Origin of the sequence: Nonomuraea sp. NPDC049480 (genome assembly GCF_044465905.1) — a bacterium.
Lineage (GTDB): Bacteria > Actinomycetota > Actinomycetes > Streptosporangiales > Streptosporangiaceae > Nonomuraea.
Map to the genome: position 1 here is coordinate 131670 of NZ_JBITMD010000006.1, position 19561 is coordinate 151230.

The following is a 19561-nucleotide window of genomic DNA, read 5'->3' on the forward strand; positions in this document are numbered from 1 at the left end:
CGGCCCGTCTGCCGGCGGCGGGAGACGTCACCCGGTGCGGGGCGGGTCAGCGGCCGTCGAGCAGGTGGACGGCGTCGCCGTAGATGTCCGGGCTGCGGTCGACCTCCTCGACGAAGTCGCGGGGGAAGCCGAGCCGGAACTCCACAGCCGACTCCAGCCGCCGCACCGCCTCCTCCGGCAGCACCGCCCCCGAGGCCCCCACGTTGTCCTTGAGCTGCTCGACGGTGCTCGCCCCGACGATCGGATGCACGCCCCGCCGCATCATCCACGCCAGCGCCACCTGCGACGCCGTGAGGCCCAGCTCGCCGGCGACCTCCGTCACCGCCCGCGCCATCGTCAGCTCCCGCTCGGTGAGGGAGCCGGGCGACACCCGCGAGCCCGCCGCCCCCGGCTCGTTGTAGCGGCCGGACAGGATGCCGCGCTCCAGCGTCCCCCACGCCGCCACGCTCACCCCGAGCGCCTGCGCCATCGGCAGCAGCTCACGCTCCACGTCCCGCCGCAGCAGGCTGTACGGCACCTGCAATCCCGCGAACGCCGTCCACCCGCGCTCCTCAGCGAGCGTGTTGGCGCGGCTGACCAGCCACGCCGGAGCGTCCGAGATGCCGACGTAGAGCACCTTCCCGGCCCGGACCACGTCATCCAGCGCCCGCATCGTCTCCTCGATCGGCGTGTGCCGGTCCCATACGTGCACCCAGAAGAGGTCGATGTAGTCGGTCCGCAGCCGCCGCAGGCTCTGCTCCAGCGACTTCACCAGGTTCTTGCGGTGGTTGCCGCCCGCGTTGAGGTCGGTGCGGTCGCGGGTGCCGGTGTACTTGGTGGCCAGCACGAACCGATCGCGGCGGCCCTCCAGCAGCTCGCCGACGACGCTCTCGCTCTCGCCGTACATCGAGGCCGTGTCCACGACGTTGCCGCCCGCGTCGGCGTACGTGTCGAAGATCCGCCGCACCTCCGGCGACGCCGACCCGTACGTCATCGCACCCAGGAACAGCTCGGACACCCGTAGCCCGGTACGGCCGAGCAGCCGGTAACGCATCATTCTTCCCTTTCCTCCGGAGAAAATCAGGCCTGGTACGGCGTGGTCAGGCGGGCGTCCCGCAGGACCCTGCTCCACCAGCCGAGCTGATCGAGCATGGCCTTCGCCGCGCCGTCCGGCCCTTCGGGATCCACCAGCCTGCCCTCGGCGTCGAACCGGGTCCAGTGCTGGTCGAAGCTGATCCAGTTGCGGATCGTGACGGCGTGCAGCTCGCCGAAGACCTGCCGCAGGTGCTCGGCCGCGCGCAGGCCGCCGCCCTGGCCGCCGTACGACACCAGCGCGACCGCCTTGGCCGCCCACTGGACGGGGTGCCAGTCGATGGCGTGCTTGAGCGAGGCGGGAAAGCTGTGGTTGTACTCGGGCGTCACCACCACGAACGCGTCCGCCCCGGCCAGCCGCGCGGCCAGCCGCCTGAGCCCCTCGGGACGGCCGTCCACGTCGGCCAGGTCCTCGAACGAGGGAGGCAGCGCGGCCGGCAGCGGCGTCTCCGCCAGATCGATCACGTCGAGGTCGAAGAGCCCGTGCCGGTCCGCCTGCTCGGTGAACCACCGCGTGACCGTGGGGCCGTACCGGCCCTCGCGAACGCTGGCGGTGATCACCGCGAGTTTCATGTTCGTCATGGTGTCCAACCTGCTGCGGTTCGCGAGCCGGAGGAAGGCCGGGCGGAGACTGGCCCCGGCAGGGCCACGATGAGGGCGCCGCGGCCTCGTACACTCGGGGCGTGAGTGACAACGAACTGGGGGCGTTCCTGCGCGCGCGCCGCGAGGCACTCAAGCCCTCCGACGTCGGCCTGCCGGACGGGCCCCGGCGGCGCACGCCCGGGCTGCGCAGGTCGGAGCTGGCCACGGTGGCCGGGGTGAGCGTCGAATACCTGACCAGGCTGGAGCAGGGCCGCGACCGCAACCCGTCGATGCAGGTCCTCGCCGCGCTCGCCGACGCCCTGCGCATGACGCCCGAGGAGCGGATCCACCTCCGCCACCTGAACAAGATCAACAGCGGCGCCATCGGACTGTGCCCGTCGGCCGAGCAAGGGCCGAGCCGCACGGTGCGGCCCACCGTGCGGGCGATGCTCGACCGGCTGGAGCCCGCGCCCGCCGCCGTCCTCAACCGGCTCGGCGACGTGATCGCCCGCACCTCCGGCTACGAGCGGATCTTCGGCCCCATCGGGCTGCTGGACGGCGATCCGCCCAATGTGATCAAGTACGTCTTCGCCGACGTGCGGGCCAGGATCGCCTACCCGGAATGGGACCGCGTCGCCGACGAGCACGCCGCCGCGCTGCGGCTGGAGTCGAGCCAGGGCGATCAGTACGCCGCCGAGATCGTCGCCGAGCTGACCTTCGCCGCGGGCGACGCCTTCGCCGAGCGGCTGGCGGCGCCGCCGTCGCCGCCCCGGACGGCGCCCGCGGAGCGGCTCGCGCACCCGGAGGCCGGCGAGCTGCGGCTGGCCCGCGAGGTGCTCGACCTCGACGGCGGCGAGCTGCGGGTGCTCGTCTACCTGCCGGGCGACGCCGCCACGTCGGCCGCCCTCGACCGCCTCACCGGCCGCCACCCCGGCGCCCTGCGCGCCGTGACGGCGTAGTCACTCGCGGACGACGAAGCCCAGCGCGGCGGCGACGACCGTCGCCTGGAACGGATCGATGATCGCGTCCTTGAGCGTGACCTCGTGCGGGTCCAGCGTGCTCAGGTCACTGCCGCGCAGGTCGCACCCGGTGAGGTCGGCCTCGCGCAGCGACGCCCCCGACAGGTCCGCCCGCCGCAGCTTCGCGCCCTCGAGCCGGACCCCGCTCAGGTCGGCCTCGCGCAGCCGGGCGCCGTCGACGGAGCTGCCGCGCAGGTCCGCGCCGGCCATGGTGACGTACGACCAGTCGCCGCCCTCCACCTTCAGCAGCCCGTACGAGCAGTCGTCGAACACGCTGCCGGTCAGCTTGCAGCCCCTGAACGTCGCGTCGAAGAAGGAGCAGCGCACGAACAGGCAGTTGAGGAACTGGGCGTCGTCGTGCTCCGACACGTTGAACCGCACGTTCCCGAACGTGCACTCCTCGAACGACGAGCCCCGGTCGATCAGCTCCATCATGTCCACGTCCTGGAACAGGACCCGCCGGTAGCTCTCGCCCGAGATCTCCAGGCTGTCCCAGTCCGCGGCGCCGATCGTCTTGTCGATGGGATGCGCGGGTCTCCTGTTGGCCATGCGAACAAGCTAGCGGATCAGGACCGCTTGGCTATGGCCTCGATGAGCGGTTGCACGAGCTTCGCCGTCAAGGGGCCGAACGCCGCCAGGATGAGGACGTGCGCGGCCGCCGGCGCCCCCAGGTCGGGATGGACGCTCGGCCACCTTGAGCAGCAGCACCTCGGAGTTCGGGCTGGAGACGAACGCCTCGATGAACCGCCCGAACCGCAGCGCCACGACCAGCACCACGCTCGGTCGCCAGCGCGATGCCCACGGAGATCGCCCCGCTCACCAGGCTCAGCCCGGCGAGCATGGTGGTCAGGACCGGCAGGTAGAGCGGGATGGGGGAGATGCCGGCGCGCAACGCCAGCGCGCCCAGCAGGCCCAGACCGAGGAGTACAGCACCGAATTCGAGAAAGAGGATCGCGGTTTCGTGCACCCGCGTCCTACCCGCCGGCCAGGATGTGGGCCACCTCGTCGTTCAGCTTGACCGTGTGGCACGCGCGGTCGGGGTCGTCCTTGTCCCCACCTGTTCGTCCGCCTATGTCCGGATAACCCTGCCAATGGGGTTGTCAGTCAGAAGTAGGTGCGGATCAGGTCCACGACGGTGTGGTCGTCCGTGACCACCGGGATCACCTGCCACTTGTCGAAGGCGGTGCAGGGATGCGAGATGCCGAAGCAGACCAGCTCGCCCGGGGCCACCTCGGCGCCGGGGGCCACCTCGACGTACGCGTGGTGGTCGTTGACCGACCTGACGCGCAGCCCGGCGGGGGAGCGGAGTGTGCCGTCCAGCGCGCGTACCCGGCGCGGCACCGGCAGGCCCTCGTCGTACGACACCTCGCGCTTGCCCATGCCGACGATCGCCAGGCCGTCCTCCGGCGCCGAGATCACCTGCGCCCACACCTCGAGCGCCGCCTCCAGCGAGCCCTCACCGGGGATCCGCCGGAAGAACGGCGTCCACTCCCGGTAGATCCCGTCGTCATGCGAGACGTACGCGCCGCTGCGCAGGATGGTCCGCAGCCGGTGGCCGGGCAGCCACGAGCCGGCCAGCCGGTCGGCGACGGCGTCGAAGTACTTGCTGCCGCCCGCGGTGACGATCACCTCCGCGCCCAGCAGGCCCTGGGCCGCCAGCTCGTGGACGGCCGCGCGCACGCCGTCCAGATACCGGCCGGCCGCGGTCACGTCGGGCAGCCCACCCTCGTACGCGGCCACGCCGGCCAGCTCGATCCCCTGGGCTTCCGCCACCGCCCGCGCCACCTCGGCCAGCTCGGCGACGTCGCGGCACCCGGTGCGCCCGCCGGGGTGGCCCAGCTCGGCGAGCACCCGTACGGGCCGCTCGCCCGGCACGGACCCGGCCGCGTCGGCCATCGCCCGCACCCCGGCCACCGAGTCGACGAAGCACAGGAAGCCGAACCCCTGCCGCACCTGCTCGGCCGCCCAGCGCAACGGGCCCGGGTCGAGCAGCTCGTTGGCGAGCATGACGCTCGGCACGCCCATCTCGCGGCAGGCGAGTGCCTGGTTGGCGGTGGCCACGCTGATCGCCGTGGCGCCCGCGCGCAGCTGGGCGTCGAACAGCGACGGCGCCATGGTGGTCTTGCCGTGCGGGGCGAACTCCAGGCCGTGCCGGGCGCAGAAGCGGGCCATCGTGTCGATGTTGTGCACGATGGCGGCCTGGTTCGCGACCATGACCGGCCAGGTGAACGCCCCGCCGAACAGGCTGGGCCGGCTCGCGGCGAACTCGTCCAGGGAGATCGCCGGGCCGGGCCGCCAGATTCCCTTCGTACGCCAGTCGATGTGCTCTGCCAGGGCGGTGAGGCTCATGTCGTGCTTTCTGGTAGCAGCCCGCGGGCCAGGACGTCACGCGCGATGGTGAGGTGCCGGCGGGCCCGGTTCAGTGAGATCTCGTGGTGGCCGGGGAAGAGCGCGTCCACCTCCAGCTCCGCCAGGCGGGCCAGGCTGGCGGCGTACTCGGGGATCCGGCAGTCGTGCAGGTTCTGCAGCGACACCCGGCCACCGGTGAAGACGCAGTCGCCGGAGAACAGCGCCCGGTGTCCCGGGGCCTCCAGCAGGTAGCAGGTGTGGCCGTCGGCGTGGCCCGGCGTCGCGATCGCGCGCAGCGTCACCCCGCCCAGGTCGATCCGGGCGCCGTCGGCGATCGGTGCCGCCTGCGGGCAGGCGGGGAAGGCGTAGTCGGGGGGATACGTGCCGCCCGCGCGGGCCCGGTCGAGGCTGATCATGGCTTCGTCGCCGGTCGCGATCCACAGGTCGGCGGGCGGGCCGGCGAGCACGCGCATCCCCGGCCAGCGGCGCGCCAGGCCGGCGGCGCCGCCGGCGTGGTCGGCGTGGCCGTGGGTGAGCAGCAGGTAGTCCGGGACCGCGCCGCCCATGTGGCCTGCGATCGCCTCGGCGCCGTACCCCGCCCCGGCGTCGATCAGCGCGCACGCGCGCTCGCCGCGTACGAGGTAGACGTGGCAGTCCAGGGGGTCGGTGAGATCGAATCCGGCGGCGCCGCTGCCGACCAGGTCCACGTGCTCGGTCAGGCGCACGGGCCCGCCTCGCCCCGATGGGTCAGGCGCACGGGCCCGCCTCGACGCGCCGTACCAGGTCGGCGACGACCTCGGCGGCGAAGCCCACGTCGGCCAGCGCGACCGACTCGTCGGCGGAGTGCGCGTCCAGGATCGACCCCGGCCCGAAGACCACCGCCGGGATGCCGGCCCGCGCGAGCTTGCTGGCGTCCGTGCAGAACGGCATCCCCCGCACGCTCGCGTCCCGCCCGCGAGCGGCGAGCGCGCCGCACAGCGCGGCCGCGATGGGGCTGTCCGCCGGGGTGTCCAGTGCGTAGTCCACGTTGAACGGCGGGTCGAGCTCGACCTGGCCGGGCAGCAGCCGCGCCAGCTCCTCACCCTCGCGCCGCCACACGTCCATCGGGTCCTCGCCGGGCAGCGTGCGCCGGTCGACGTCGATCTCGCAGCGCCCGGGGACGATGTTCGGGCCGGTGCCGCCGTGGACGCGGGTGACGCACCGGGTGGCCGGGCCGAGCAGCGGATGGCCGGCGATCTCCGGCGGGGTGGCGTCGAGGTGGCCGAGCACGCGGGCCATCAGCGACACGGCGTTGACCGCCTCCGACGGGCGCGAGGTGTGCCCCGCCCGGCCCAGCGTGCGCACCGTGTACCGCACCACGCCCTTGTGCGCGGTGGCCGCCGCCAGCCCGGTCGGCTCGCCCACGATCGCGCCGACGACCTCGGGCAGGGCGTCGAGCAGGCCCAGCACCCCCCGGTAGCGGTACTCCTCGTCCACGACGGCGGCGAGCACCACCGTGCACGGCGGCACCGGGCCCGCGGCCAGCTCCGCGGCGGCCAGCATGAACGCGGCCAGCGGCCCCTTCGCGTCGCAGGCGCCCCGCCCGTACAGCCGCCCGCCGCGCACCTCGCCCGCGTACGGGTCCACGGTCATGCCGTCGACCTCCACGGTGTCCAGATGCGACTCCAGCAGGATGGCGCGGGGATCGCGGCCGGGCACCACCGCCACGACGTTGGGCCGCCCGGGCAGCACCTCCTGCGACTCCGCCGCGATGCCGTGATCGGCGAGCCACAGCCGTACGACCGCGGCCAGCGCCGCCTCGCCCGGCCCCGACCCGTCGCGCGGGTTGACGCTGGGGGTGCGCACCAGCTCGCGCAGCAGCGCTTCGGCGCGGGCCGTCACGTCGTCCGCCGTTCACGGGCGTAGACGAGCAGCAGGGCGATGATCAGCAGCCCGAGGGCGACCTGACGCAGTCCCTCGCCGAGGTTCCACGCCACCAGCAGCGCGGTCAGCAACGTCAGCAGCAGCGCGCCGGCGACCGTGCCGAGCACGTGCCCGCGCCCGCCCAGGATGGACGTGCCGCCGAGCACGACCGACGCGATCGACAACAACTGGTACGGGTTCCCCATCGTCAGCGAGCTGGTGCCGGTGAAGCCCAGCAGCACCAGCCCGGCGACCCCGGCCAGCAGCGCGCACACGGCGTACATCGCGAACGTGGTGACCGGGACCGGCACCCCGGAGGCGCGCGAGGCGGGCTCGCTGGTGCCCAGCGCGAACGCGTAGCGCCCCAGCCGCGACAGGTGCAGCAGCCAGACGGCGACGGCCACGATGGCCAGCCACAGGATCGTGGCCAGCGGGATCCCCGCCACGCCGCCGTTGGCCAGCGCGTCCAGCAGCGGGATGCGCGCCGAACGGGGCGAGCCGTTGGTGTAGATGAGCAGCACGCCGGAGATCACCGTCCCGGTCGCCAGCGTCATCACCATGGGCGGCAGCCGCAGCCAGATCAGCCCCGCGGCGTTGACCAGCCCGACCAGCGCGCTGACCGCCAGCGCCACCACGATGGCCACCGTGCCGCCCGACCCCGCGGCGACCTGCGCGCACACCACCGCCGACAACGCCACGACCGCCGAGACCGACAGGTCGATGCCGCTCATCATGACCACGAGCGTCTGCCCGACGGCCACGATGCCGAGGAACGAGGCCGTCTGGACCAGATAGCGCACGCTCGCGACGCTGTCGAACCCGCCGGCGAACAGGATCGCCGCCAGCCACGTCACCGCGAGCACGCCGAACGCCCACAGGGCCCGGTTGCCGCGCACCGCCGCGATCGACGCCATCATGCCACCCTCTCTCTCGCCGCCAGCGTCTTCACCGCGACCGCGACGACGAGCACGACACCCTGCAGGATCAGCTGGTAGAACGTCGAGATCCCGGTGAACAGCAGCAGGTTGGACAGCAGGCCGAGCAGGAGCGCGCCGAGCAGCGTGCCCCGCATCCGCCCGACGCCGCCGAAGAAGCTGATGCCGCCCAGCACCGCGACCGCGATGGAGTTCAGCGTGTACGGGGTCCCGATCGTCGGATCTCCCGAGCCGGTCTGGATCGCCAGGCCGATGCCCGCCAGACCGGTGAACAGGCCCGCGAAGCCGTACGCGGCGATCTTGACGCGGCGGGTGTCGATGCCGTTGGCGTACGCGCCGTGCTCGTTGCCGCCGACCGCGTAGAGCGCCAGCCCGAACCGCGTCGTCTTGACCAGCTTCCAGACCGCCAGCGCCACGCCGACGGCGATCGCCGGCAGCGCGAGGCCGTAGAAGCCCAGGTTGTAGGCCCGCACCAGCTCCGCCGGCACCTGCCCGCCCGGCTGGGGCAGCACGATCAGGGTCACCCCGGCCCACAGGAAGGACGCGGCGAGCGTGACGATGATGGGCGGCAGCCCGGCGTAGGCGACCAGCGCGCCGTTCGCGGCGCCGGCCAGCACGGTGACGCCCAGGGCGATCACCATGGAGATCAGCACGTTGCCGGCGGGGTCCATCACGAACACCGCCATGCCGAGCGACAGCACGGCGCCCAGCGACAGGTCGATGCCGCCGGTGAGCATGACGATGGTCTGGCCGGCCGCGGCCAGGATCAGCGGCAGGAACTGCGCGGACAGGATGGTGATCGTGGCCGGCCGGAGCAGCGTGGGGTCGAGCCGCCAGTAGACGGCGAGCACCACGACCAGCAGCGCGCCCAGCCAGATCAGGTCCCAGTGAGAGGGCGCCCCGCCGTGGGCGGCGCGCCCGCGCGGCCGGTCACGCATGCGACACCTCCCCGGCCGCGGCCCGGCCCGCCACCGAGGCGTGGACCAGGCGTTCCTCGGTCAGCTCCGGCCCGGTCAGCCGCTCCACGACCGCGCCCTCGTACATCACGAGGACCTCGTCGCACAGTCCGACGAGCTCCATGGTGTCGCCGGAGGTGACGAGCACCGCCATGCCGTCATCGGCCAGCTCCCGCAGCAGGTGGTAGATCTCGCGCTTGGTGCCGACGTCGATGCCGCGGGTGGGCTCGGCCAGCAGGAGCACCTTCGGCCGGTTCGGCAGCCACTTGGCCAGGGCCACCTTCTGCTGGTTGCCGCCGGACAGCCGGCGCGTCTCCTGTGCGGGCGAGGCGGCCTTGATCCGCATCCGCCTGATCAGGTCGGCGACCAGCTCGCTCTCGCGCCGCCGGGACACGGTCGCCAGGGCGCGGGCAGGAGCGAGCACGCGCAGGCTGGTCAGCGCGAGGTTGTCGCGGACGCTGCGTACCACGTGCAGTCCCTCGGTCTTGCGGTCCTCCGGCACGTAGCCGACGCCCCGGCGGATCGCCTCCCTGGGCGAGGCAAGGCGGCAGGGCCGTCCGTCCAGCTCGATCCGCCCGCCGTGGTGGCGCAGCCCGAACAGGGCCCGCAGCACCTCGCGCTGCCCCTGGCCCTGCAGCCCGCCCAGCCCGACGATCCGGCCGGGCGCCAGCTCCAGGTCGACGCCGGCGGGCGAGCCGGGGACGGACAGGCCGGTGGCGCGCAGCACGGGATCGGCCGGCGGCGCGTCGGGCGGGGTCTTCGCCGGGAACATGTCCGACAGCTCGCGCCCCACCATCAGCCGGACGAGGTCGTCGTGGCCGGTCTCCTCCCGCGCGCGGGTGGCCATCACCTCACCGTCCTTGAGCACGGTCAGCCGGTCGCTGACGGCGAGCAGCTCGCCCATCCGGTGGCTGACGATCACGACGGAGCCGCCCCGCTCGCGCAGCTCGCCGACCACCCCGAAGACGGCGCGGACCTGGTCGTCGTCGAGCGCGGAGGTCGCCTCGTCGAGGATCAGCAGGCGCGGGTCCGCGGCCAGCGCCTTGGCCAGCTCCACCAGCTGCTGCGCGCCGAGCGGCAGCCGCCCGGCGAGGGTCCTGGGGTCGACGTCGAGGCCGACCCGGTCCAGCAGCGGGCGGGCGCGGGCCACCAGGTCGCGGTGGCGCACCAGGCCGCGGCGGGCGGGCCAGGCGCCGAGGAACACGTTCTGCGCCACGCTCTGGTGCGGGTTGAGGCTCAGCTCCTGGTGCACCGAGGCGATCCCGGCGGCCCGGGCGCGGTGGGGGGACCACGCCCGGACCGGCTCGCCGCCGTACCTGATCGTCCCGGAATCGGGCGCGAGCAGGCCGGTGATCAGCGACAGGACGGTGCTCTTGCCGGCGCCGTTCTCGCCCACCAGGGCCAGCACCTCTCCGGGCAGGATGTCGAAACTGACCTCGCGCAGGACGGTGACCCCGGCGAAGGACTTCGACACCCGCTCGACGTTCAGCAGGGTCATCCGCGGTTTCCTCCGCTACTTGCCGGCGATGAGCTTGTCGATCTCGCCCTGCGGGAGCGGCTGGATCGGGTACGAGTCGTCGGGCTGGTCGGGCTTGACGAACTGGTCGAGGTTGTCGTCGGTGATCTCGGGGAGGGGGACGGTGATGTTCATCGGGACGTTCGCGCCGCCGGCCTTGGCCACGGCCGCCTGGAGCGCGATCACGGAGAGGTAGTTGGGCTGTGCGGTGGCGATGGAGGAGAACCCGTCCTTGCGCTTGTCGGCCCACATCTTGAGGAAGCCGTTGTAGTTCTCCCCGGTGATCGGGACGAGCTTCTTGTCCTGCTTCACCAGGGTCTGCAGGGCCGCCGCGGACAGCGCGCCGCCCTGGGAGAACACCCCGGTGATGTCCGGGTGGGCGGAGTAGGCGGAGGCGAACGCCTGCGCCGCGGGCGCCAGGTTGTACTCGCTGTGCACGTTCGCCGCGATCTTGATGTCCGGGTACTTCTTGAAGACCTCCTCGGCCCCCTTCCAGCGCTCCTCGCTGACGGACACGCCGGCCGGGCCGTTCATCGCGATGATCTGCCCCTTGCCGCCGAGCTTGTCGGCCAGCCACTGGGCGGTCATCCTGCCCCACTCGACCTGGTCGGTGCCGACCCTGATGACCTTCTCACTGGTCACCAGGCTGTCGAAGTTGGCCACCACGATGCCCGAGGCCGCCGCCTGCTCCATCACCGGATTGAGCGCCGTGGAGGAGCCGGCGTCGACGAGAATGACGTCGTACTTCTGGGTGATCATCGCCTGGATCTGGGCGATCTGCTGGGAGGTGTCGCCGTTGGCGTTGAACGTCTCGTAGCCGGCGATCTTGCCTTCGCCCTTCAGCCGGGCGACGTCCTCCTCGAGCATCTTCAGCGTCTGCTGCATCCACGACGGCGCCAGGTAGATCGTGGACCAGCCGACCTTGAGCGCCTTGGGCGCGGCGCTCGCCGTACCCGCGGCGGCGGGGGTCGCGGCGGTGCCGCCCGAGTCGACGTTGCAGGCCGCTGTGGCGAGCAGCGCGCCGGCCGCGGCGGCGATCAGAGCTCGCCGGGTCATTCCTTCCATTGCCTCTCCTTAACGCACTATGTTCATAAGTGGTTCGTAGTAAGGTGGCATCAGGATGCTCCTGCTGGGAGCCTGCGTCAACAGGGCAGTTCGTTAAAAGGCTGTTTCCGGGGAAGATGTGAACTACTTTCGGACATGGGTCGTATAGGGGGAACATGGCGATCGTGATCGGACTCGTCGTCCACGCGAGTCACCGCGCCGTCTTCGAGGAGGCGGCCCGCACCCTCTCCGGCGTGCGGCTGGAGTGGGTCTTCTACGAGCACGAGGACGAGATCCGCCCGCGGGTCCGGGAGCTCCTCGGCCGCGAGCGGCTGAACGGGCTCCTGCTCGGCAAGGTCCCCTTCGCCAAGTCCCGCGACCTGCTGCCGGCCGACCTGTCGGTCACGGTCACCAAGTCCGCCGGACTCGACCTGTCGATCGCGTTCTTCCGCGCGGTGGCGCGCGGGTGGCGGCCGACCCCGGTCAGCGTCGACACCTTCGACCCGGAGACGGTCGACGAGGTCGTCCAGGCGCTCGAGCTCGACCGCGACCAGGTCGCCTGCCTGCCGTACGATCCGGGGCAGAGCGTCGAGGAGATCGTCGCCTTCCACCGCGGCTTCAGGGAGCGCACCGGCGCCGCCTACGCCATCAGCCTGCGCACCGCGGTCACCGCGCGGCTGGCCGGCTCGGTCCCCGTGCTCAACGCGCTCCCAGGAGCGGCCACGATCCGGGCCAACCTGCACGAGCTCGCGCTGCGCATCCAGTCACGGCAGGCCAGCGGCCAGCGCTTCGCCGCGGGCGTCTTCCTCCTGGTCACCCAGGACTCCCAGGCCGACCTGGACCGGGCCCGCATCGGGCTGATGAACCTGCTGGTCAACACCCCCGAGTTCAGCGACGCCTGGATCGAGGACCGCGACCGCCGGGGTGTCGTGGTCTTCGCGCACAAGGCGCTGTTCGAGCACGTCACCCACAACTGGGTCTCCCTGCCGATCCTCGCCCGGGCCCAGGAGTCGCTCGGCATCCGCCTGGCCGCCGGGTTCGGCGTCGGCGCCTCCGCCCGCACCTGCGTCCAGCTCGCCGAATGGGCGGCGTCGCGGGCCGAGCAGGAGAGCGTGCCCTCGGCGTACCTGGTCGAGGACAGCGGCGTCATCATCGGCCCGATGAGCGGCCCGGTGAGTGACAACGGTTCCCCGCTCGCCTTCACCTACCGCGACCACGGCGGCGACCTCGAAGGGCTCGCCCGCCGCGCCGGCCTGAGCCCGGCCACCCTGTCGCGGCTGGCCGCGCTCGAACGCAGCCTCGAGGGGCGGCTCGTCTCGCCCAGCGACCTCGCCGCCGCGCTCGGCATCACCGACCCCAGCGGGCGCCGGCTGATCCGCAAGCTCAGCGAGTCCGGCCTGGTCACCGAGGAAGGCACCGAGCAGGTGCACCGCAAGGGCCGGCCGACGCGGCTCTACCGCCTCGGCATCGGCAGCGCTCTCACCGGCGAATCCTCGCCTTCCCTGTAGAGGAGAAGCATGTCCTACGATCTGCTGCTGGCCGGTGGCGAGGTCATCGACGTCGGCGGCGGGCACGTCGGCCGGCTCGACGTCGGCGTGCGGGGCGGCCGGATCGCCGCGGTCGCCCCAGCCCTGCCCCGGCACGCCGCCCGCGAGGTGATCGACGCCGGCGGCAAGCTGATCACGCCCGGCCTGGTCGACCTGCACACGCACGTTCATCCCGGCGCCACCTACTGGGGGATCGACCCCGACTCCGTGGCCTGGTACTCCGGGGTCACGACCTGGATCGACGCCGGCTCGGCCGGCGCGTACGCCATCGACTCCCTGCGCGCGGCCGTCAGCGGCTCCCAGGTGCGCGTCGCGGCGCTGCTCAACGTGTCCGCGGTCGGACTGACCGCGCCCGACGGGGAGAGCAGGGAGCTGGCCAACTGCGACGTCGACCTCGCCGCGGCGACCCTCGCCGCCAACCGCGACCTGATCTACGGCGTGAAGGTCCGCATGGACCGCAAGACGGTCGGCGAGAACGGGCTGGAGCCACTGCGCCGGGCCATCACGGTGGCCGAGGCCGCCGGTGTCCCGGTGATGGTGCACATCGGCGTCGCCCCGCCCGCCGTGGACGAGGTGCTCCGCCTGCTGCGCCCCGGCGACGTCGTCACGCACTGCGCCAGCGGGCTGGCGGAGGGCATGTTCGACGGCACCTCGATCGCTCCGGCCGTGGCCGGGGCGCACGCGGCGGGCGTGCTGTTCGACATCGGGCACGGGTCGGGCGGCTTCTCCTTCGACGTGCTCGAAGCCCAGCTGAAGGCCGGTGTCACGCCGCACACGATCTCCTCGGACCTGCACGCGCGCTGCCTGTACGGGCCCGTCTTCGACCTCCCCACCACGATGACGAAACTGCTGGCCGTCGGCATGCCCCTCGAGGAGGTGGTCGCGGCGGCGACCGTACGCCCGGCCAGGGCGCTGAACCTGCCCGGCGGGATCGGCACGCTGGCCGTCGGCGCCCGCGCCGACCTCGCCGTGTTCGCGCTGGAGGAAGGCGCCTTCGAACTGGTGGACTCGCATCGGCGCGGCCGCGTCGCCGACCGGCGCCTGGTCAACGAGATGACCTACGTCGCCGGGCGGGCCCTGCCGCCGCGGCTGCCCCCGCACCCGAAGCCGTGGATCCCGCTCACCGGCGCGCAGCGCGAGGCGCTGCTCGAGCGCGACCGCCGCGTCCGCGAGCTGCTGTCCGCGCCGCTCATCGGGGTCGACGGGCTGGCCGAGCAATATCCCCGCTCCACCGACTGAGCGGGCGCTACACCGGGATCCCGGCCAGAGCGGCGGGGATCCTGGCCAGCACCGGCCACGGGTACATCCCATAATTGTAGAAGTCGACCGCGTGCGCGCCGAGCGCCGCGCAGGCGGCCACCTTCTCCGCCAGGTCGGCGGTGCCGGCAGTGTCCGGATGCCCCGGCCGCAGCACCACGCGCACCGGGCACCGCCCGGCCGCCGCGACGACCGAGGCGACGTCGGCGCGCAGGCGATCCACGTCCCGCACGTATCCCAGGCACGCGTAGCCGTCGACGAGCGGCGCCAGGGCCGCGACGTCCACCCCGATCCGCCAGCCCTGCCCGGCCGCCGGCGGCCCCTGCGGCGTGCCGTCGCCGTAGCCGAGCAGTGCCCCGGTCAGGTCGAGGTAGACCAGCCGGCCGCCGTCCGCGTGCACCGCGTCCGCGACCCGGCGGGTGAGCTCCGTGACCACGCCCTGGCGGGCGGCGAGGAACCCGGCCAGGTCCTCGCCCACGGCGGCGCGCAGCGAGGCGGGATCGTCGGGCGTGGGCGGCGCCTCGCCGTTCAGCGCCCGCTCGAGATGCCCGGCGACGGCGGCGCGCAGGCGGCCGGCGTCCACGCCGGCCGCCTCGGCGGCCCGGCCGCAGTGCGCGCAGAAGCAGAGGCCGAGCAGCAGCCGCTCGCCGGGGCCCAGCGGCACGAAACTGCGCTCGTGGTGGTGGCCGTGGTCGAACGTGCCGTACGAGAGCGACTCGGCGATCACCGGCCCGGCCCCGGCCGCCGTCCGCGCGAGCGCCACCGCGTAGTCCGCGACGTCGGGATGGGCCGGGCAGAGGTCGGCGAGCAGCCGGTCGCCGAAGCAGTTCTCGGCGCACACGTCCGGATGCGCGGCGCCCAGCGTCGTGTTGTGCAGGAACACCGTCCACGCCTGCACGCCGCCGGGCCCGGCCCGCTCGACGAGCCGCTCCACGGCGGCCGCCTCCGCCGCGCCCTGCACCGGCGGGCGCAGCCGCACCCCTGCCCAGACGTCCGGCGGCAGCGGCAGGAACACGCCGTCGTGCCGGTGCGCCACCTTCCCGGCCCTGCCCCGCGGCATCACGTCCCGCGCCTGGTGGTAGGCCACGGCGATGGTCACCGCGGCGGCGCCGTGGTCGCGCACGCGGGCCAGGACCTCGTCCACGCCCTCGGCGACGAGGTCGGACGGGAAGGCGAAGAGGCTGGAGCTGCTGAACATGGGAAGAATGGTGACATGCCGTCATCCGCCGGCGGGACGCGGCCGCATGATCCCGTGTTCAGGACGAGAACGCGGCCGGCCAGGTCCACGTGCTGATCTCCGCGGGGTCCTCGCCGTGCTCGCGCGTGTGGGCCCGGGCGCGCAGCCGGGCGTCGCTCATCCGCTGCCGCAGGTGCGCCGCCTTGGATCCGAGGCCGGGCACGCGGTCGATGACGTCCATGACCAGGTGGTAACGGTCGATGTCGTTGAGCATGGCCATGTCGAACGGCGTCGTGGTCGTGCCCTCCTCCTTGTAGCCGCGTACGTGGAGGTTGGCGTGCCCGTGCCGGCGGTAGGCGAGCTGGTGGATGAGCGACGGGTAGCCGTGGAAGTCGAAGATGATCGGCTTGTCGGCGGTGAACAGCGTGTCGAACTCGGCGTCCGGCATGCCGTGCGGGTGCTCCGACGGCGGCTGCAGCCGCATCAGGTCGACGACGTTCACCACGCGCACCCTCAGCTCGGGCAGGTGCTCGCGCAGCAGCGCGGCGGCGGCCAGCGTCTCCATGGTGGGCACGTCCCCGGCGCAGGCCAGCACCACGTCGGGTTCGGCGCCCTCGTCGGTGGAGGCCCACGGCAGGATGCCGAGCCCGCGCGTGTTGTGCGCGACGGCCTCGTCCATCGTGAACAGGTCGAGCACCGGCTGCTTGCCCGCCACGATCACGTTGACGTAGTCGCGCGAGCGGAGGCAGTGGTCGGTGACGGACAGCAGCGTGTTGGCGTCCGGCGGCAGGTAGACGCGCACCACCGACGCCTTCTTGTTCACCACGACGTCGAGGAAGCCCGGGTCCTGGTGGCTGAAGCCGTTGTGGTCCTGCCGCCACACGTGCGACGACAGCAGGTAGTTCAGCGAGGCGACCGGCCGCCGCCATGGGATCTTCCGCGCCGACTCCAGCCACTTGGCGTGCTGGTTGAACATGGCGTCCACGATGTGGATGAACGCCTCGTAGCAGTTGAACAGCCCGTGCCGGCCGGTCAGCAGATAGCCCTCCAGCCAGCCCTGGCACAGGTGCTCGCTCAGCACCTCCATCACGCGGCCGCCCGCGCCCAGGTGCTCGTCGGTCGGCAGCAGCTCGGCGTTCCACGCCCGGTCCGTGGCCTCGAACACGGCCTGCAGCCGGTTGGAGGCGGTCTCGTCCGGCCCCATCAGCCGGAAGGTGCGCGGGTTGGCCGCGATCAGGTCGCGCAGGAATTCGCCGAGCACCCGGGTCGGCTCGCTCGCCTGGGCGGCCGGCGACTTGACCTCCACGGCGTGCCTGCGGAAGTCCGGCAGCCGCAGCGGCTCCAGCAGCTCGCCGCCGTTGGCGTGCGGGTTCGCGCTCATCCTGCGCGTGCCGCGCGGCACCGTACCGAGGAGGTCCTGGTTCGGCCGCCCGCCGCTGTCGAACAGCTCCTCGGGACGGTACGAGCGCATCCACTCCTCCAGCATGGCCAGATGCGCCGGGTTCTCGCGGACCTTGGCCAGCGGCACCTGGTGCGCGCGCCACGTGCCCTCCACGGGCTTGCCGTCCACCTCGCGCGGCCCGGTCCAGCCCTTCGGCGTGCGCAGGATGATCATCGGCAGCCGGTCGGCGTCGCCGTTCTTGTAGGCGGCCAGCTCGTCGAACGCCGTGTCCAGGGCGGCCGCCATCTCCGCGTGGTCGGGTCCGACCAGGTGGGGGCGGTGGCCGTACCCCTCCATGAGCTTGAGCAGTTCCGCCTCGGGGATGCGGGCGAGCACGGCCGGGTTGGCGATCTTGTAGCCGTTCAGGTGAAGAATCGGCAGGACGACGCCGTCGCGGCGGCGGTCAAGGAACTTGTTGGAATGCCAGCTCGCGGCCAGGGGGCCCGTCTCGGCCTCGCCGTCGCCGATGACGCACGCCACGACCAGGTCCGGGTTGTCGAAGGCGGCGCCGTAGGCGTGGGCCAGTGCGTACCCCAGCTCCCCGCCCTCGTGGATCGACCCGGGCGTCTCCGGCGCGATGTGGCTGGGCACGCCGCCGGGGAAGGAGAACTGCCGGAACAGCCGCCGCATCCCCTCGACGTCCTGCGAGAGGTCCGGATAGCGCTCGGTGTACGAGCCCTCCAGCCACGCGTGCGCCACCGCCGCGGGACCGCCGTGCCCGGGACCGCAGATGTAGATCATGTCCTGATCGCGTTCGCGGATCACCCGGTTGAGGTGCGCGAAGCAGAAGTTCAGCCCGGGGGTGGTGCCCCAGTGGCCGAGCAGACGCGGCTTGACGTGCTCGGGCCGCAGGGGCTCGGCCAGCAGCGGATTGTCCAGTAGGTAGATCTGCCCGACGGACAGGTAGTTCGCCGCCCGCCAGTACGCGTCTATGTGCTCCATGCTCTGCCCCTTCCTCCGCAGCGGGCGCTGAACCCCCGATATGGTGTCCCACCATGAAATTGCGGAGTTCGCGCTGGTATTCGGGGGACGACCGGAACGGCTACATCCATCGGGCGTGGATGCGGCGCGGACTGCCGCGCGAGGCGTTCGAGGGGGACCGGCCGCACATCGCGATCGCCAACACCGCCTCCGACCTCACCCCCTGCAACTCCCACCTCGACGAGGTCGCGCAGAGTGTCATGCACGGCGTGTGGGAGGCCGGCGGCGTGCCGCTCAACCTGCCCGTCGTCTCGCTCGGTGAGACGAACGTCCGCCCCACCGCGATGCTCTGGCGCAACCTGGCCGCCATGGCCACCGAGGAGATGCTGCGCGCCAACCCCATCGACGGGGTGGTGCTGCTCGGCGGCTGCGACAAGACCATCCCGTCGCTGCTCATGGCCGCCGCCTCCGTGGACCTGCCCGCCGTCGTGGTGCCCGGCGGCCCCATGCTGACCGGCCACTTCCGCGGCGCGCCGCTCGGCTGCGGTACCGACGTGTGGCGGCTCAGCGAGGAGGTACGCGCGGGAACGCTCTCCCGCGAGGCGTTCCTGGAGTCCGAGTCGTCCATGATCCGCAGCCGCGGCCACTGCAACACGATGGGCACCGCTTCCACCATGGCCTGCATGGCCGAGGCCCTGGGAATGACGCTGCCCGGCACCGCCGGCACCCCCGCCCCCGACAGCCGCCTGCTCGAACGCTCCCACGAGAGCGGCCGCCTCGCCGTGGACCTCGTCAAGCAGGGCCGCCGGCCGAGCCAGGTCATGACCAGGGGGTCGTTCCTCAACGCCATCGTGACGCTGGCCGCCGTCGGCGGCTCCACCAACGCCGTCGTCCACCTGCTGGCCATCGCCGGGCGGCTCGGCGTCGACCTCGCCCTGGACGACTTCGACCGCACCGGCGCCGGGGTGCCGCTGCTCGTCGACCTCCAGCCCGCCGGGCGGCACCTCATGGACGACCTCTTCCGCGCTGGCGGACTGGCCGCCGTCATGAAGGAGGTCGAGGACCTCCTCGACCCGGACGCGATCGCCGTCACCGGGCGGCCGCTGGTCGAGCACCTGGCCGGAGCGGAGATCTGGGACGAGACCGTCATCAGGCGCCGCGCCGACCCGGTGCTGCCCGACGCGGGCATCGCCGTCCTGCGCGGCAACCTCGCCCCCGGCGGTGCGGTGATCAAGCCCGCCGCCGCCTCGCCCGAGCTGCTGCGGCACCGCGGCCGGGCCGTCGTCTTCGACAGCGTCGAGGACGTGTACGCCCGCCTCGACTCGCCCGAACTGGACGTGGACGAGACGTCGGTGCTGGTGCTGCGCGGCTGCGGCCCCAAGGGCTACCCCGGCATGCCGGAGGTCGGCAACCTGCCGCTGCCGCGGAAGCTGCTGGCCAAGGGCGTTCGCGACATGGTCCGCATCAGCGACGCCCGCATGAGCGGCACCGCGTACGGCACGGTCGTGCTGCACACCGCGCCCGAGGCGGCCGCCGGCGGGCCGCTGTCGAAGGTGCGCACCGGCGACCCGATCGTGCTCGACGTGGCCGCGCGGCGGCTCGACGTGGACGTCCCGGACGCCGAGCTGGCGGCCCGGCCGCCGGTCCTGAGCGGCCACGCCCGGCCCGTACGCGGCTGGGAACGCCTCTACGTGGATCACGTCACCCAGGCCGACCGCGGCGCCGACCTCGACTTCCTCGCCGGCTCCAGCGGCGACCACGTGGGCCGCGAATCTCATTGAGCCGCCAAAGACTCCGCTCCGCCGTGCGCGGAATCCGCCTCGCGGGGTACACGGTTACGGGAC

Annotated in this window: 17 protein-coding genes; 4 read left to right on the top strand and 13 right to left on the bottom strand. The window is 72.9% G+C overall.

Features of this window, described 5'->3' with window-relative positions; genetic code table 11:
- Nucleotides 1-46: 46 nt before the first annotated feature.
- Nucleotides 47-1033: an aldo/keto reductase gene (locus tag ACIBX3_RS19200; RefSeq protein WP_397119324.1), complete on the bottom strand. Its 987-nt coding sequence runs from the start codon at nt 1031-1033 to the stop codon at nt 47-49.
- A gap of 26 nt (nt 1034-1059) precedes the next feature.
- Nucleotides 1060-1644, bottom strand: coding sequence for an NADPH-dependent FMN reductase (locus ACIBX3_RS19205; protein ID WP_397118649.1), 585 nt, complete (start codon nt 1642-1644; stop codon nt 1060-1062).
- Between the two features lie 110 nt (nt 1645-1754).
- On the opposite strand from ACIBX3_RS19205, the gene ACIBX3_RS19210 reads away from it, so the two are divergent.
- The gene (locus ACIBX3_RS19210) at nt 1755-2612 is read left to right on the top strand and encodes a helix-turn-helix domain-containing protein (protein ID WP_397118651.1); all 858 of its coding nucleotides are present in this window, start codon (nt 1755-1757) and stop codon (nt 2610-2612) included.
- Here ACIBX3_RS19210 and ACIBX3_RS19215 read toward each other — a convergent pair whose 3' ends face one another.
- The 9 genes from ACIBX3_RS19215 to ACIBX3_RS19255 all read right to left on the bottom strand — a co-directional run bounded on the left by ACIBX3_RS19215 (nt 2613) and on the right by ACIBX3_RS19255 (nt 11395).
- Nucleotides 2613-3221 (bottom strand): pentapeptide repeat-containing protein, encoded by a 609-nt coding sequence (locus ACIBX3_RS19215; RefSeq protein ID WP_397118653.1) that lies wholly within the window; start codon nt 3219-3221, stop codon nt 2613-2615. It lies immediately after the preceding gene.
- 67 nt (nt 3222-3288) lie between these two features.
- Nucleotides 3289-3639 (bottom strand): hypothetical protein, encoded by a 351-nt coding sequence (locus ACIBX3_RS19220; protein WP_397118655.1) that lies wholly within the window; start codon nt 3637-3639, stop codon nt 3289-3291.
- Between the two features lie 137 nt (nt 3640-3776).
- Nucleotides 3777-5021 carry an alanine racemase gene (locus ACIBX3_RS19225; protein WP_397118657.1) on the bottom strand — a complete coding sequence of 415 codons (1245 nt, stop codon included), beginning with the start codon at nt 5019-5021 and terminating at the stop codon, nt 3777-3779.
- Nucleotides 5018-5746: an MBL fold metallo-hydrolase gene (locus ACIBX3_RS19230; protein ID WP_397118659.1), complete on the bottom strand. Its 729-nt coding sequence runs from the start codon at nt 5744-5746 to the stop codon at nt 5018-5020. The genes ACIBX3_RS19225 and ACIBX3_RS19230 overlap by 4 nt, the downstream gene beginning before the upstream one ends.
- Before the next feature lie 22 nt (nt 5747-5768).
- Complete coding sequence (locus tag ACIBX3_RS19235) at nt 5769-6902, bottom strand: M20 family metallopeptidase (protein ID WP_397118661.1); 1134 nt, start codon at nt 6900-6902, stop codon at nt 5769-5771.
- Nucleotides 6899-7840, bottom strand: a complete 942-nt coding sequence (locus tag ACIBX3_RS19240) for an ABC transporter permease (RefSeq protein WP_397118663.1) — start codon at nt 7838-7840, stop codon at nt 6899-6901. Before ACIBX3_RS19240 ends, ACIBX3_RS19235 begins: the two co-directional genes overlap by 4 nt.
- Entirely contained in the window at nt 7837-8796 is a 960-nt protein-coding gene (locus ACIBX3_RS19245) for an ABC transporter permease (RefSeq protein ID WP_397118665.1), read from the bottom strand. The genes ACIBX3_RS19240 and ACIBX3_RS19245 overlap by 4 nt, the downstream gene beginning before the upstream one ends.
- Nucleotides 8789-10312 (bottom strand): sugar ABC transporter ATP-binding protein, encoded by a 1524-nt coding sequence (locus ACIBX3_RS19250; protein ID WP_397118667.1) that lies wholly within the window; start codon nt 10310-10312, stop codon nt 8789-8791. The genes ACIBX3_RS19245 and ACIBX3_RS19250 overlap by 8 nt, the downstream gene beginning before the upstream one ends.
- Before the next feature lie 15 nt (nt 10313-10327).
- The gene (locus ACIBX3_RS19255) at nt 10328-11395 is read right to left on the bottom strand and encodes an ABC transporter substrate-binding protein (protein WP_397118669.1); all 1068 of its coding nucleotides are present in this window, start codon (nt 11393-11395) and stop codon (nt 10328-10330) included.
- A 155-nt stretch (nt 11396-11550) separates the two neighbouring features.
- Between ACIBX3_RS19255 and ACIBX3_RS19260 the strand changes: the two genes are divergently transcribed.
- Nucleotides 11551-12882, top strand: a complete 1332-nt coding sequence (locus ACIBX3_RS19260) for a MarR family transcriptional regulator (protein ID WP_397118671.1) — start codon at nt 11551-11553, stop codon at nt 12880-12882.
- Nucleotides 12883-12891: 9 nt separating this feature from the next.
- Nucleotides 12892-14160 carry an amidohydrolase/deacetylase family metallohydrolase gene (locus tag ACIBX3_RS19265; protein WP_397118673.1) on the top strand — a complete coding sequence of 423 codons (1269 nt, stop codon included), beginning with the start codon at nt 12892-12894 and terminating at the stop codon, nt 14158-14160.
- Between the two features lie 7 nt (nt 14161-14167).
- On the opposite strand, the gene ACIBX3_RS19270 is transcribed toward ACIBX3_RS19265, so the two are convergent.
- The gene (locus ACIBX3_RS19270; RefSeq protein ID WP_397118675.1) at nt 14168-15376 is read right to left on the bottom strand and encodes a hypothetical protein; all 1209 of its coding nucleotides are present in this window, start codon (nt 15374-15376) and stop codon (nt 14168-14170) included.
- Nucleotides 15377-15434: 58 nt separating this feature from the next.
- Complete coding sequence (locus tag ACIBX3_RS19275) at nt 15435-17738, bottom strand: phosphoketolase (protein WP_397118677.1); 2304 nt, start codon at nt 17736-17738, stop codon at nt 15435-15437.
- Between the two features lie 53 nt (nt 17739-17791).
- Between ACIBX3_RS19275 and ACIBX3_RS19280 the strand changes: the two genes are divergently transcribed.
- A complete protein-coding gene (locus tag ACIBX3_RS19280) occupies nt 17792-19498 on the top strand; it encodes an IlvD/Edd family dehydratase (protein WP_397118679.1) in 1707 nt (568 codons plus the stop codon).
- Nucleotides 19499-19561: the final 63 nt, after the last annotated feature.

Bases quoted from the DNA above. Each gene is read 5' to 3' on its own strand.
- ACIBX3_RS19250 (WP_397118667.1), bottom strand. From the start codon at position 10,312: ATGACCCTGCTGAACGTCGAGCGGGTGTCGAAGTCCTTCGCCGGGGTC.
- ACIBX3_RS19225 (WP_397118657.1), bottom strand. From the start codon at position 5,021: ATGAGCCTCACCGCCCTGGCAGAGCACATCGACTGGCGTACGAAGGGA.
- ACIBX3_RS19205 (WP_397118649.1), bottom strand. From the start codon at position 1,644: ATGAAACTCGCGGTGATCACCGCCAGCGTTCGCGAGGGCCGGTACGGC.
- ACIBX3_RS19265 (WP_397118673.1), top strand. From the start codon at position 12,892: ATGTCCTACGATCTGCTGCTGGCCGGTGGCGAGGTCATCGACGTCGGC.
- ACIBX3_RS19270 (WP_397118675.1), bottom strand. From the start codon at position 15,376: ATGTTCAGCAGCTCCAGCCTCTTCGCCTTCCCGTCCGACCTCGTCGCC.
- ACIBX3_RS19215 (WP_397118653.1), bottom strand. From the start codon at position 3,221: ATGGCCAACAGGAGACCCGCGCATCCCATCGACAAGACGATCGGCGCC.
- ACIBX3_RS19200 (WP_397119324.1), bottom strand. From the start codon at position 1,033: ATGCGTTACCGGCTGCTCGGCCGTACCGGGCTACGGGTGTCCGAGCTG.
- ACIBX3_RS19255 (WP_397118669.1), bottom strand. From the start codon at position 11,395: ATGGAAGGAATGACCCGGCGAGCTCTGATCGCCGCCGCGGCCGGCGCG.
- ACIBX3_RS19240 (WP_397118663.1), bottom strand. From the start codon at position 7,840: ATGATGGCGTCGATCGCGGCGGTGCGCGGCAACCGGGCCCTGTGGGCG.
- ACIBX3_RS19280 (WP_397118679.1), top strand. From the start codon at position 17,792: ATGAAATTGCGGAGTTCGCGCTGGTATTCGGGGGACGACCGGAACGGC.
- ACIBX3_RS19260 (WP_397118671.1), top strand. From the start codon at position 11,551: ATGGCGATCGTGATCGGACTCGTCGTCCACGCGAGTCACCGCGCCGTC.
- ACIBX3_RS19245 (WP_397118665.1), bottom strand. From the start codon at position 8,796: ATGCGTGACCGGCCGCGCGGGCGCGCCGCCCACGGCGGGGCGCCCTCT.
- ACIBX3_RS19275 (WP_397118677.1), bottom strand. From the start codon at position 17,738: ATGGAGCACATAGACGCGTACTGGCGGGCGGCGAACTACCTGTCCGTC.